At 70.4% G+C, this 13,776-nt stretch carries 10 protein-coding genes; 9 read left to right on the forward strand and 1 reads right to left on the reverse strand.

Annotated elements, in window-relative coordinates; translation table 11 throughout:
• Positions 1 to 103 precede the first annotated feature (103 nt).
• Both DEJ33_RS04025 and DEJ33_RS04030 read left to right on the forward strand, forming a co-directional pair.
• Entirely contained in the window at positions 104 to 1,489 is a 1,386-nt protein-coding gene (locus DEJ33_RS04025) for a glycine--tRNA ligase (RefSeq protein WP_111194304.1), read from the forward strand.
• Positions 1,490 to 1,710: 221 nt separating this feature from the next.
• Positions 1,711 to 2,430, forward strand: a complete 720-nt coding sequence (locus DEJ33_RS04030) for a DsbA family protein (RefSeq protein ID WP_111194305.1) — start codon at positions 1,711 to 1,713, stop codon at positions 2,428 to 2,430.
• A gap of 487 nt (positions 2,431 to 2,917) precedes the next feature.
• On the opposite strand, the gene DEJ33_RS04040 is transcribed toward DEJ33_RS04030, so the two are convergent.
• Positions 2,918 to 3,406 (reverse strand): aminoacyl-tRNA deacylase, encoded by a 489-nt coding sequence (locus DEJ33_RS04040; protein WP_110903158.1) that lies wholly within the window; start codon positions 3,404 to 3,406, stop codon positions 2,918 to 2,920.
• 47 nt (positions 3,407 to 3,453) lie between these two features.
• On the opposite strand from DEJ33_RS04040, the gene dusB reads away from it, so the two are divergent.
• From dusB to DEJ33_RS04075, 7 genes are all read left to right on the forward strand, one after another.
• Positions 3,454 to 4,608, forward strand: coding sequence for a tRNA dihydrouridine synthase DusB (dusB, locus tag DEJ33_RS04045; protein WP_111194307.1), 1,155 nt, complete (start codon positions 3,454 to 3,456; stop codon positions 4,606 to 4,608).
• Positions 4,605 to 5,885 (forward strand): deoxyguanosinetriphosphate triphosphohydrolase, encoded by a 1,281-nt coding sequence (locus DEJ33_RS04050; protein WP_111079460.1) that lies wholly within the window; start codon positions 4,605 to 4,607, stop codon positions 5,883 to 5,885. The genes dusB and DEJ33_RS04050 overlap by 4 nt, the downstream gene beginning before the upstream one ends.
• Before the next feature lie 66 nt (positions 5,886 to 5,951).
• On the forward strand, positions 5,952 to 7,895 hold the full coding sequence (dnaG, locus tag DEJ33_RS04055) for a DNA primase (protein ID WP_111194308.1): 1,944 nt from the start codon (positions 5,952 to 5,954) through the stop codon (positions 7,893 to 7,895).
• A 312-nt stretch (positions 7,896 to 8,207) separates the two neighbouring features.
• On the forward strand, positions 8,208 to 9,827 hold the full coding sequence (locus DEJ33_RS04060) for an ABC transporter substrate-binding protein (RefSeq protein ID WP_111194309.1): 1,620 nt from the start codon (positions 8,208 to 8,210) through the stop codon (positions 9,825 to 9,827).
• A gap of 71 nt (positions 9,828 to 9,898) precedes the next feature.
• Complete coding sequence (locus DEJ33_RS04065; RefSeq protein ID WP_110903163.1) at positions 9,899 to 10,996, forward strand: ABC transporter permease; 1,098 nt, start codon at positions 9,899 to 9,901, stop codon at positions 10,994 to 10,996.
• 2 nt (positions 10,997 to 10,998) lie between these two features.
• Positions 10,999 to 11,997 (forward strand): ABC transporter permease, encoded by a 999-nt coding sequence (locus DEJ33_RS04070; RefSeq protein WP_111194310.1) that lies wholly within the window; start codon positions 10,999 to 11,001, stop codon positions 11,995 to 11,997.
• Entirely contained in the window at positions 11,994 to 13,700 is a 1,707-nt protein-coding gene (locus tag DEJ33_RS04075; protein ID WP_111079450.1) for an ABC transporter ATP-binding protein, read from the forward strand. The genes DEJ33_RS04070 and DEJ33_RS04075 overlap by 4 nt, the downstream gene beginning before the upstream one ends.
• Positions 13,701 to 13,776: the final 76 nt, after the last annotated feature.

The following is a 13,776-nucleotide window of genomic DNA, read 5'->3' on the forward strand; positions in this document are numbered from 1 at the left end:
CTGAGGCGTCCGGGCGGGGGCGGGACGGGCCTCCCGGGCCGCTAGCATTGCCGGGTCCGCCCGCAACACCGAGCACCCAGCTCGGCGAACACAGGAGCTCTCCGTGGCACAGCCCTCCCGTCTCGACAGCGTCATCGCCCTGGCCAAGCGCCGTGGGTTCGTCTTCCAGTCGGGGGAGATCTACGGCGGATCCCGCTCCGCATGGGACTACGGGCCCCTCGGTGTGGAGCTCAAGGAGAACATCAAGCGCCAGTGGTGGCAGCGGTTCGTCCGCGGCCGCGGTGACATGGTCGGCCTGGACTCCGCCGTCATCCTGCCCCGCAAGGTGTGGGAGGCCTCCGGGCACGTCGCGACCTTCACGGACCCGCTGGTCGAGTGCCTGCACTGCCACCACCGGTTCCGCGAGGACCACCTGCTCGAGGCGTTCGAGGCGAAGAAGGGCCGCGCGCCCGAGGGCGGCATGGCCGAGATCGCCTGCCCGAACTGCGGCACCCGCGGCGAGTGGACCGAGCCCCGCGAGTTCAGCGGCATGCTCAAGACCTACCTCGGCCCGGTCGAGTCGGAAGAGGGCCTGAACTTCCTGCGCCCCGAGACCGCCCAGGGCATCTTCGTCGACTTCGCGCAGGTGGTCACGACCAGCCGCATGAAGCCCCCGTTCGGCATCGGCCAGGTCGGCAAGGCGTTCCGCAACGAGATCACACCGGGCAACTTCATCTTCCGCACGCGTGAGTTCGAGCAGATGGAGATCGAGTACTTCGTCCCGCCGGCCTCGGCCGAGGAGCACTACGAGCAGTGGATCGCCGACGCCGTCGCGTTCTACACGGACCTCGGCATCGACCCGGAGAACCTCCGCCGCTTCGACGTGCCGGACGGTGAGCGGGCGCACTACTCCGACGCGACCGCCGACATCGAGTACCGCTTCGGGTTCGCCGGCACCGAGTGGGGCGAGCTCATGGGCGTCGCGAACCGTACCGACTTCGACCTGAAGAACCACATCGAGGCGTCGGGGCAGGACCTCCGCTACTTCGACCAGGCCGCGAACGAGAAGTACGTGCCGTACGTCATCGAGCCGTCCTTCGGCCTGACCCGTGCGCTCATGGCGTTCCTGCTCGACTCCTACCACGAGGACGAGGCCCCGAACGCGAAGGGCGGCGTCGACAAGCGCACCGTCCTGCGCCTGGACCCGCGCCTGGCGCCCGTGAAGGCCGCGGTCCTGCCGCTGTCCCGCAACGAGCAGCTGTCGCCGGTCGCCCGCGGCCTGGCCGACGACCTGCGCAAGACGTGGAACGTGGACTTCGACGACGCGGGCGCGATCGGCCGTCGCTACCGGCGCCACGACGAGATCGGTACGCCGTTCTGCATCACGGTCGACTTCGACACGCTCGAGGACAAGGCCGTCACGGTGCGCGAGCGCGACACCATGGGCCAGGAGCGCGTCGGCCTCGACCGCCTGCAGGGCTTCCTGGCCGAGCGGCTGCTCGGCGCGTAGCGGCCGGTCACGGCCGCGCGGTCACGGCCGCGCGGTGCCGGTCGGACTCGCTCAACAGGAACCGCCCCGCGCCACGGGATCCCGTGGCGCGGGGCGGTTTCCGTTGTGCCCAGCCGGACGACGCCGTGCCCGCCGTGCCCGCCGTGCCCGCCGTGCCCGCCGTGCCCGCCGTGTCGCCGTGCCGCCGGGAATGCGCGGCACCGGCGCGCGTTGGGCTCAGCATGGACGACTCCGTGAAGGTCGATGTCTGGTCGGACATCGCCTGCCCCTGGTGCTACATCGGCAAGCGCAAGTTCGAAGCGGGCGTCTCCGCCTTCGGCGGCCCGGTCGAGGTCGAGTACCACTCCTTCGAACTCAGCCCGGACACCCCCGTCGACTTCGAGGGCACCGAGGCCGAGTTCCTCTCGCAGCACAAGGGCCTGCCGGTGCAGCAGGCGCAGCAGATGATCGACACGGTCGCCGGCATCGCCGCCCAGGTCGACCTGCACTACGACTACGACGCCCTCCGCCACACGAACACGGTCAAGGCGCACCAGGTCATCCACCTCGCCAAGCAGCACGGCAAGCAGCTCGAGATGGTCGAACGCCTCTTCGCCGCGTACTTCGAGCGGGGCGAGCACGTCGGGCAGGACGACTCGCTGGCCGACCTCGCCGCCGAGGTCGGCATCGACCGCGACGAGGTGCTCGCCACCCTCCGCGAGGACCGCCAGCTCGCCGCGGTCCGCGCCGACCAGTCCCAGGCGCAGGCGTACGGCATCAACGGCGTGCCGTTCTTCGTGATCGACGGCAAGTACGGCGTCTCGGGCGCGCAGGACCCGGCTGCGTTCGAGCAGGTCCTCCGCCAGGTCGTCGCGCTCCGTGAGTCGACGCCGCAGGAGGTCGCCGAGGCAGCCCAGCGCGCCGACGACGACGCGGCAGCGGATGCCGGGGCGACCCGATGACGGGCGCGTGGGTGGCTGCCGGGGACGGGTCGGGCCTCCCGGCCGGCCTGGGCCCACGCGAGCCGTTACCGACGCGTCGCGAAGCGGCGGGGCGGCCGAGCTCGTGGGGAGAGGGACGACCCGCCCTGCTGACGTTCGTCACGCCCGGCGGCGCTCCCGTCTGCGAGGGCGACTCGTGCTTCGTGCCGGGCGCCGAGGGGGACTGGTCCGAGGTCCCGGACTGACGGCGTCCGCCGTCACCGTCCGCGACGCAGCGCCTCGTTCGGCGTCTGCCGTCGCGGTACGCGACGCCGCGCCCCGGTCCGCTCATCGCGCCCCGGTCCGCTCATCGCGCCCCGGTCCGCTCATCGCGCCCCGTTCCGACGGGGCGCGACGCGTAGCGGGGCGCGACATGCGCAGCGGCGGGCGATCGGTGCGACGTGCGCGGCGGGGCGCGACCGGTGCGACGTGCGCAGTGGGGCGCGACCGGCGCGCTGCGCGACGCCCGTCAGGGGCGGACGGGTTCTTCGTCGGTGATGTCGGCGACCGTGGCGCCGTAGGCGGCGACGAGGGCATCGCCGTCGACGAAGGCGCTGGCCCCGTGCCGCCCGGCACCGAGGGCGATCCGTCGCCCGAGCACCCGTTCGTCGGCGAAGACGGGCAGGTCACCGGTCGCGCCGATCGGGGTGATGGTGCCGCGTTCGTAGCCGCTCGCATCGAGGGCGGTCGCCGCATCGGGCATCGAGAGCTTGTTCACGCCGACGACCGTGCGGAGCTTCTTCCACGCGATGCTCCGGCCGCCGGGGACGAGCGCGAGCAGGAAGCCGCCGTCGTGCCGCTTCACCACGAGCGTCTTGACGATGTCGCCCGGGTCGATGCCGAGCAGGGCCGCCGCGCCCTCGAGGGAGTCGGCCGCAGGACGTTCGACGACCTGCACGTCGAGGCCGCGGGCGGCGGCGTCGGAGTCGAAGCGGGTGACGGCATCCGGAACGGTCATGTGGAGAACGCTACCCGCGGGCGACGACGTGGGAGAATGGAGGTCGTATGACGATCACACAAGCAGCAGCAGCACCACTGCGCATCGGCCCGATCCAGGTCGATGCGCCCGTCGTGCTCGCCCCGATGGCCGGCATCACGAACATGGCGTACCGCCGCCTCTGCCGTGAGTACGGCGCCGGGTTGTACGTGTGCGAGATGATCACGTCCCGTGCCCTGGTCGAGCGGACGCCCGAGTCGATGCGGCTCATCCGGCACCACGAGTCCGAGACCCCGCGGTCGATCCAGCTGTACGGCGTCGAGCCGAACACCGTCGCCGAAGCCGCCACGATCCTGGTCGGTGAAGACCGCGCGGACCACATCGACCTCAACTTCGGGTGCCCGGTGCCGAAGGTCACGCGCAAGGGCGGTGGAGCGGCACTGCCGTGGAAGCTCGACCTGTTCCGCGACCTCGTCACGAAGACCGTCAAGGCCGCAGGCGACGTCCCGGTCACCGTGAAGATGCGCAAGGGCATCGACGGCGACCACCTGACCTACCTCGACGCCGCCCGCATCGCGCGTGACGCCGGTGTCGCGAGCGTCGCGCTGCACGCCCGCACCGCCAACGAGCACTACTCCGGGCAGGCCGACTGGTCGGCCATCGCGACCCTCAAGGAGACGATCACCGACATCCCGGTCCTCGGCAACGGGGACATCTGGTCGGCCGCCGACGCCCTGCGGATGGTCGACGAGACCGGCTGCGACGGCGTGGTCGTCGGTCGTGGGTGCCTCGGTCGCCCGTGGCTGTTCGGCGACCTGGCAGCGGCGTTCCGTGGCGAGGACCTCCGTGCGGCGCCGAGCCTCGGCGACGTCGCGGTCGCCTTCCGTCGGCACGCCGAACTGCTCGTCGAGTTCTTCGAGTCGGAAGAGCACGGCTGCCGGGACATCCGGAAGCACGTGGCCTGGTACTTCAAGGGCTACCCGATCGGTGGCGAGGTCCGCTCCGGCCTGGCGATGGCCTCCAGCCTGCAGGAGATCGACGACCTGCTCGGCCAGCTCGACTGGACCGCGCCCTACCCCGGCGCCGACGTCGAGGGCCCGCGTGGTCGTGCCGGTCACGCGAAGCGGACCGCACTGCCGGACCGCTGGCTCGAGAGCCGCGACGTCGACTCGGAGTTCCGCAAGGTCCTGGCCGCCGCCGAGATGCACCACAGCGGCGGATGAGCGCCACCTCGTCGTACGGCCCGGCCGACGCCGACCGCTGGTTCCCCGAGGAACACGGCAACCGGCGGAGCGACTTCGCCCGCGACCGTGCCCGCCTGCTGCACTCCAGTGCGCTGCGACGCCTGGCCGCGAAGACCCAGGTGCTCAGCCCGACGACGGGCCTGGACTTCGCTCGGAACCGCTTGACGCACTCGCTCGAGGTCGCCCAGGTCGGGCGAGAGCTCGCCGACAGCCTCGGGCTCGATCCGGACGTCGTCGACACGGCATGCCTGGCGCACGACATCGGTCACCCGCCGTTCGGCCACAACGGCGAGACCGCGGTCAACGCCTGGGCCGCCGGCATCGGCGGGTTCGAGGGCAACGCGCAGACCCTCCGACTGCTCACCCGGCTCGAGCCGAAGGTCTACGGCGACGACGGACGCGCCTACGGACTGAACCTGACGCGCGCCTCGCTCGACGCCAGCTGCAAGTACCCGTGGCCGGCGTCCCAGGGCGTCGGCGAAGCATCGTCCGGGCGCACGAAGTTCGGCTTCTACGACGACGACCACGAGGCGTTCGCCTGGCTCCGCGCCGGCGCACCCCGTCGGCAGCGCTGCATCGAGGCCCAGGTGATGGACCTGTCCGACGACATCGCGTACTCGGTGCACGACTTCGAGGACGCCGTGGTCGCGGGTTTCATCGACGTCGCAGCGCTTGGGGACCGAGTCGGCGAGAACGACATCGTCACCGCCATGCACGCGTGGGTGGGCGACGACCTCAGCCGCGACGAACTGCTCGAGGCGTTCGACCGGCTGCGTGGGATGTCGCTCTGGATGACCGCCTACGACGGCTCCCGGCAGGACCAGGCCCGTCTGAAGAACCTGACCAGTCAGCTCATCGGCCGGTTCGCCCGCACCGCGACGACCGCCACGCGGCAGGCGTACGCCTCCGGGTCGCTCGTCCGGTTCGCGGCGAGCGTGGTCACCCCGCCGGAGATCATCGGCGAGATCGCCGTTCTCAAGGGCATCGTCGCGGCGTTCGTGATGACGCAGGGGGACCGGCAGCCCGTCTACGAGGACCAACGACGGATCCTGACCGAGTTGCTCGATGCGATCGCCGCGCGTGCGGACTCGGCGCTCGAGCCCGGGTTCGCCGCCGACTGGCGCGCCGCCGGGGACGACGCCGGGCGGCTCCGCGCCGTCGTCGACCAGGTCGCCAGCCTCACGGACCAGGGTGCCCTGGCGTGGCACAAGCGCCTGGTCGTGGGGGAGCGCGAGCCCGTCCACATCGCGGTCTGAGTCGTCGCCGACCACCGCCGTCCACGCCGGTCGGTCGTCGTCGGCGCGCCGAACTAGAATCGTCGGGTGGCAGGGCTGATCGCGCGGAACGACATCGACGAGGTCCGCGCGCGCGTCAACATCGCCGACGTCGTGGGCGACTACGTCACGCTGAAGTCCGCCGGCGTCGGCTCGCTCAAGGGCCTGTGTCCCTTCCACGACGAGCGCACCCCGTCGTTCCACGTCCGCCCCCAGGTCGGCCGGTACCACTGCTTCGGCTGCGGCGAGGACGGCGACGTCTTCAGCTTCCTGATGTCGCAGGACCACACGACCTTCCAGGAGGCCGTCGAGCGGATGGCCGCGAAGATCGGCTTCACGCTCCACTACGAAGAGGGCGACGGCCCTCGCACCGACTACAACGCCCGGGCCCGGCTGATCGCGGCGAACGAGGCCGCGCTGGCGTTCTTCACCGCGCAGCTGACCACGGCCGCCGCAGAGCCGGCACGCCGGTTCCTCGGGGAGCGCGGCTTCGACCCGGCCGCAGCGCAGCACTTCGGCGTCGGCTTCGCCCCCAAGTCGTTCGACGCGCTCAAGGACCACCTCCGCGGCCTGCGGTTCAGCATCGACGAGATCGTCGCCGCCGGGCTCGTCAGCCAGGGTGACCGTTCCCCGTACGACCGGTTCCGCGGACGCCTGATGTGGCCGATCCGCGACGTCACCGGGGCGACGATCGGCTTCGGTGCCCGTCGCCTGCTCGAGGACGACAAGGGCCCGAAGTACCTCAACACGCCGGAAACCCCGATCTACCACAAGAGCCAGGTGCTCTACGGGCTCGACCTGGCCCGCAAGGAGATCGCGAAGGGCAAGCAGGTCGTCATCGTCGAGGGCTACACCGACGTCATGGCGTGCCACCTCGCCGGCATCACCACCGCGGTCGCCACCTGTGGCACGTCGTTCGGCGTCGACCACATCAAGGTCCTCCGCCCGATGCTCGGCGACTCCGCCGGACAGCACGTCTCGCAGCTCGGGCAGATCGTGTTCACGTTCGACCCGGACGAGGCGGGGCAGCGCGCCGCCTCCCGCGCGTTCGCCGAGGAGCAGCGGTTCGCCTCGCAGACGTACGTCGCGGTCGCCCCGGGCGGGCTCGACCCGTGCGACCTCCGACTGGCCCGTGGGGACGACGCGATCCGCCGCCTGGTGGAGAACCGCCGCCCGATGTTCGAGTTCATGATCCGCCGCCGGCTCGACGGCCACGACCTGGACACCGTCGAGGGCCGGGTCGGCGGGCTCCGCGAGTGCGCCCCCGTCATCGCGGACATCCGCGACCGAGCCCTTGCGGACGGCTACATCCGGAACACCGCCGGCTGGCTCGGGATGGAAATCGAGGACGTCCGCCGTGCGGTCGCCGCGGTCCGTCGGCGTCCGGCGGACGGCGGGCAGGGCTCTCGTGCGGGAGGCGCGTCCGGCGCCGGGCAGAACGGTTCCGGCAACGGGACCAACGGTTCCGGACACAACGGTGATGGTCCGGTCGTGCCAGAGGAACCGCAGGCGAGCATCCGGTCGCTGCCGGACGACCCGATCGCGCGGATGGAGCGCGACGCGGTGATGGCGATGGTGCAGCAGCCGCAGTCCGTCGGCGTCCCACTGCTCGCGCTGGCGGCGTCGGCGACGTTCTCGGCGCGCATGCTCTCGGTCGTCCGCGACGCCGTCATCGCGAACATCGACGCGGTGGGGGACCGGGCGTGGCTCGACAAGCTGCTCGGCGACGTACCGGCACCGTTCCGCTCCCTCGTGCAGGAGCTCGCGCTCGCACCGATCCCCGCCCGCTCGGACGAGGACCTGGCGATCTACTGCCGCGGCATCGTGGTGGCCCTGGTGGAACGCGACCTGCTCGCGCGGAAGGCATCGCTGCTCGGACAACTGCAGCGCACCGACCCGTCCGACCAGGAGCGTCGGGCAGATGTGCAGCGCCAGCTGATGGACCTCGACGCCCAGCGGATGCGGCTCCGCGCGGACACTCCCGGCGCCTGAACGCACCGCGGCGCCTCGCCCTGCCGAGGAGTGTCGAGTGTGCCCGGGGCGCCCGCGATCCCCGCGGAACCCAGGAGTTGCCCCACGCAACAGTCGACGTCAGGGCGCAAGGAAGCTGCGCGCCGCGCCGGGCACACTGCCTCCGATCATGCGCTCGCAGGCGCGATCCTGCGTTACAGCGGTGTAAACAATCGGTCCCCGGTGCCTCCTGATGTCTGGCAGGGTGTGACCATTGAACGTCCCTGCGACCGGACACAGCCCGTTCCACTCGGTCCCAGGACTCCTGCAACCACATCAGAGAGGCAATCGGACATGGCATCCGTTTCCACATGGGGCAAGCGCACCCTCGCACTCGGCGCCGGCGCCGCGGCGACCGCGCTCGTCCTCACCGGCTGCGCAGGCGGCACCAGCGGTGGCTCCGGCGACCTCGACGGCCTGATCATCGGCACGACCGACAAGATCACGTCGCTCGACCCGGCCGGCTCGTACGACAACGGCTCGTTCGCCGTGCAGAACCAGGTGTTCCCGTTCCTCATGAACACCCCGACGGGCAGCCCGGACGTCGAGCCGGACATCGCCACGAAGGCGGAGTTCACCGACCCGACCACGTACGAGGTCACCCTGAAGAAGGGTCTCGAGTTCGCGAACGGCAACAAGCTCACTTCGAGCGACGTCAAGTTCTCGTTCGAGCGTGACCTGAAGATCAAGAACGACAACGGCCCGTGGTCGCTGCTCGCGAACCTCAAGAGCATCGACACACCGGACGCCACGACGGTCGTCTTCCACCTCGACCACGCCGACCAGACCTGGCCGCAGGTGCTCTCCAGCCCCGCCGGTCCGATCGTCGACGAGGACGTGTTCTCGGCGACGAAGCTCACCAGCGCGGACGACATCGTCAAGGGCAACGCCTTCGCCGGCCAGTACAAGATCACCTCCTACAAGGAGAACGACCTGATCGCGTACGAGGCGAACGACAAGTACGACGGTGTCCTCGACAAGGCGAAGACCAAGGACGTCACCGCCCAGTACTTCACCAAGGAGACCGACCTGAAGCTCGCGGTCCAGAAGGGCGACGTCGACGTGGCGTACCGCTCCCTGACCCCGACCGACATCTCCTCGCTCCGCAAGGACTCGAAGCTGCAGGTCATCGACGGCCCCGGCGGCGAGATCCGCTACGTGGTCTTCAACTTCAAGACGCAGCCCTTCGGCACCGGCCAGAGCGACGCCGACGACGCGAAGGCACTGGCCGTGCGCCAGGCCGTCGCGGACGTCGTCGACCGTGACGAGCTCGCCAAGGAGGTCTACAACGACACCTACACGCCCGTCTACTCGATGGTGCCGGACGGTCTGACCGGTGCCGCGACGCCGTTCAAGTCGCTCTACGGTGACGGCAACGGTGCGCCGGACGTCGACAGGGCCAAGAAGACGCTGGCCGACGCCGGTGTCTCGGGCAAGATCGAGCTCGACATCCAGTACTCGCCGGACCACTACGGCTCGGCCTCGGACGACGAGTACGCCACGCTGAAGACCCAGCTCGAGGACTCCGGCCTGTTCACCGTGAACATCCAGTCGACGGTCTACACGACCTACGCCGTGGAGCGCACGAAGGACGCCTACCCGCTGTACCAGCTCGGTTGGTTCCCGGACTTCTCGGACGCCGACAACTACCTCTCGCCGTTCTTCACGAAGGACAACTTCGTGCAGAACCACTACGACGACCCGACCATCCAGGGTCTGATCGCCGACGAGCAGGAAGAGTCGGACGCCGACAAGCGTGCCGCGATCATCGAGAAGGCCCAGCAGCGTGAGGCCGAGCAGATCTCGACCCTGCCGCTCCTGCAGGGCAAGTCGGTCGCCGTGGCCGGCAAGGACGTCAAGGGTGTCACCCTCGACGCGTCCTTCAAGTTCCGCTACGGGACCATCACCAAGTAACCAGACGCACGGAAGGGGGCGCTCCCACGAGGAGCGCCCCCTCTCGGCGTCATGCGAAAGGCACAGACCCCGTGACCCTCACGAACCCAGAGGCGATCGAGACCGAGCCCACGAAACCCCAGGCACAGCGACGTGCCAAGGGACAGGGCGGCGGACTCGGCCGGTACATCCTCATCCGCTTCCTCCTGATCTTCCCGACCGTGTTCATCCTGGTGACACTGGTCTTCTTCCTGATGCGTGTCGTCGGGAACCCGATCACCGCCTCGGTCGGCGGGCGGCTCACGCCCACGCAGCTGCAGGAACGCCTGCACGCCGCGGGCTACGACCGCCCGGTGATCGTCCAGTACATCGAGTACCTCGGGCAGATCGTCCGCGGCGACTTCGGCTCGTCCGTCACCGACAACCGCCCGGTGACCGAGATCATCCTGCAGTACGGCGGCGCGACGGCGGAACTGGTGTTCTACGCCCTCATCGTCGCCCTGGTGCTCGGCATCCCGCTCGGCATGCTCGCCGCCTACCTGCGTGACAAGTGGCCCGACGTGCTGCTCCGTGCCCTCGCGATCCTGACGTATGCGACGCCGGTGTTCTTCGGTGGCCTGCTGCTCAAGCTCGTGTTCTCGGTGTGGCTCGGGTGGCTGCCGCTCGGTGACCGGGCCTCGACCCGGGTGCAACTCATCCTGGACCGGATCGAGAACCCCACCGGGGTGTTCCTCATCGACGCGATCCGCACCGGCAACGGCCAGATCATCAGCGACGTCCTGCAGCACGCGGTCCTGCCGGCGCTGACGCTCGGCCTGCTGACCGCCGGCATCTTCCTCCGACTGGTGCGGGCGAACATGATCGGCTCCCTCGGGTCCGAGTACGTCGACGCCGCCCGCTCCCGGGGTGTGCGCGAGTCCCGGCTCGTCCGGACGCACGCGTTCCGTCCGGCGCTCGTGCCGATCATCACCGTGATGGGCCTGCAGATCGCGATGCTGCTCGGCGGCTCGGTGCTCACCGAGACCACCTTCGGCTGGCGGGGGCTCGGGTTCGAGCTCAACCAGTACCTCTCCGCCCGTGACTTCGTCGCCGTGCAGGGCATCGTCGCGATGCTGGCGGTGATCGTCGCCGTCACGAACTTCGTCGTCGACGTCGTCGCGGCGCTCATCGACCCGAGAGTGAGGTTCTGACGATGTCCGACATCACCCTCGTCGACCGCCACGAGCCGCTGTGGAAGCGGCTCCCCGTCGTCGTCCAGCTCCGTCGGAGCACCGGATGGCAGCGCGCCATGCTCATCGTCGGCGTGGTCATCTGCGCCCTCTACCTGCTCGTTGCGGTCTTCGCCCCGCTCATCGCGCCGTACGGCTTCGGTGACCAGCAGGGTGCCGACGGCGTGAACTTCCCCCGCACCGGCGCCCCGAGCGCCGAGCACATCTGGGGTACCACCGTCGGCGGCCTCGACGTGTTCAGTCGCGTCGTCTACGGCGCGCGCACCGCGGTGCTCGTCGTCATCGTCGCGGTGGTGGTCTCCATCGCGATCGGAGTCGTCCTCGGCATGGTCTCCGGGTACATCGGCGGCTGGCTCGACCGCGTGCTCGTGGTCGTCGCCGACGCGATCTACGCGTTCCCGTCGCTGCTGCTCGCGATCGTCGTCTCGATCGTGGTCTCCGGCGGCCGGTCGACCTACTGGGGCGGCATCACGGCGGCGGCGATCTCGATCACCGTCGTCTACATACCGCAGTACTTCCGGGTGGTCCGTGCCGAGGCCGTGCGCCTGAAGAACGACGCCTTCGTCGAGTCGGCCCGGGTCATCGGCACGAACCCGTGGCGCATCATGACGCGGCACGTGCTGCGGAACTCGACCCGGTCGCTGCCGCTGATCCTCACCCTGAACGCGAGCGATGCGGTGCTCACCCTGGCCGGCCTCGGCTTCCTCGGGTTCGGCATCGGCCCGACCCAGGGCGCCGAGTGGGGCTACGACCTCAGCCGTGCACTGTCCGACGTCGCGAGCGGCGTCTGGTGGACCGGCGTCTTCCCGGGCATCGCGATCGTGCTGCTCGTCCTCGGTGTGACGTTCATCGGCGAGAGCCTCAATGACATCTCCGATCCCCGCCTGCGCGCACGCCGGCGGTTGAAGCAGCTGGTCTCCACGCGCGACAAGGCGACCAACGCGGAAGGGGCAGCAGCATGACCGGCAGCACCACGGGCCTCCCGTCCGACACGGGCCGCACCGCGGCCGACCCGGTGGTCGTCGTCGACGACCTCACCGTCACCTTCGCGACCGACGGCGGCGCCGTCGACGCGGTCAAGGGCGTCAGCATCGACGTCCGCCCCGGCGAGGTCCTCGCGCTGGTCGGCGAGTCCGGCTCGGGCAAGTCGGTCACGGCGCGGAGCATGCTCCGGCTGATGCCCGAGACCGCGACGCTCGGCGGTGCGGTCCTGCTCGACGGCACCGACGTCGTCGCGGTGGGTTCCCAGAAGCTGCGTGAGCTGCGCGGCACCGCCGGTGCGATGGTCTTCCAGGAGCCGTCGACGGCGCTCAACCCGGTGTTCACGGTCGGGTGGCAGATCGCCGAGGGGCTGCGCGCACACGGTGGTGTCTCCAAGAAGGAGGCCCGCGCGAAGGCGATCGACTACCTGCGTCGCGTCGGCATCCCCGACCCGGAGACGCGCGTCGACCACTACCCGCACCAGTTCTCCGGGGGACAGAAGCAGCGCGTCGTCATCGCGAGCGCGCTCGCCCTCGAGCCGAGCGTCATCATCGCCGACGAGCCGACCACCGCCCTCGACGTGACGGTGCAGGCCGAGATCCTCGACCTGCTCCGCCGGTGCCGCGACGAGTTCGGCGCGGCGATCGTCATCATCACGCACAACATGGGCGTCGTCGCCGACCTGGCCGACCGCGTCGCCGTGATGTACCAGGGCGAGGTCGTCGAGGAAGCCCCCGTGGAGCAGCTCTTCGCCGCACCGCAGGCCGACTACACGAAGCGCCTCCTCGCCGCCGTGCCCCGGCTCGAGGCATCGACCGGCGTCGCCCGTCGTGCCCTCATCACCGAGGACGTCGAGCCGGTCGTGTCCGCGAAGGGGCTCGAGATCGAGTACCCGGGGCGGCTCGGCTCGCCCGCGTTCCGCGCGGTCAAGGGCGTCGACCTGGCGATCCGGCCCGGTGAGGTCCTCGGCCTGGTGGGGGAGTCCGGCTCGGGCAAGACCACCATCGGTCGCGCCATCGCCGGCCTGACGAAGATCACCGGTGGCTCGCTCAACGTCCTCGGCACCGAGATGCTCGGGTACAAGGAGCGCGACTTCAAGCGGCTGCGGAAGGACATCGGGTTCGTCTTCCAGGACCCGGCGACCTCCTTCAACCCGCTGCTGACGATCGCCGAGTGCGTCGCCGAGCCGCTCGTCGTGCACGGGGTCGCCTCGTCGCCCCGTGCCGCGCGCAAGCAGGTGGACGAGCTGATGGAGGCCGTGCAGCTGCCCGCCGCGTACGGCGACCGGTACCCGCACGAGCTCTCCGGCGGACAGCGGCAGCGTGCCTCGCTCGCGCGGTCGCTGGCGCTCCGGCCGAAGCTGCTCATCGCCGACGAGCCGACGAGCGCGCTCGACGTGTCGGTCCAGGCGCGCGTGCTGGAGCTGTTCCTCGAGCTCCAGCAGGACTTCGGCTTCGCGTCGCTGTTCATCAGCCACGACCTGGCCGTCGTGGGTGCACTGTCCGACCGGATCGCCGTGCTGTACCGCGGTGACCTGGTCGAGACCGGCACCACGGCCGAGGTGCTCGGCGCCCCGCAGCACCCGTACACGCGGCGGCTGCTCGCCTCGCTGCCGGTGCCGGACCCGACGGAGCAGGCGGAGCGACGGCGTACGCTGGAGCGACTGGAGCAGGCCGGGGCCTGACCGACGGTGACACACCGTCGGGTGCACCCCGACCAGCCAGGAGGCCCGGCCACGTCCGCGACGCACGTCGCGCGGA

The sequence above is a fragment of the Curtobacterium sp. MCPF17_047 genome, assembly GCF_003234045.1.
Classification (GTDB): domain Bacteria; phylum Actinomycetota; class Actinomycetes; order Actinomycetales; family Microbacteriaceae; genus Curtobacterium.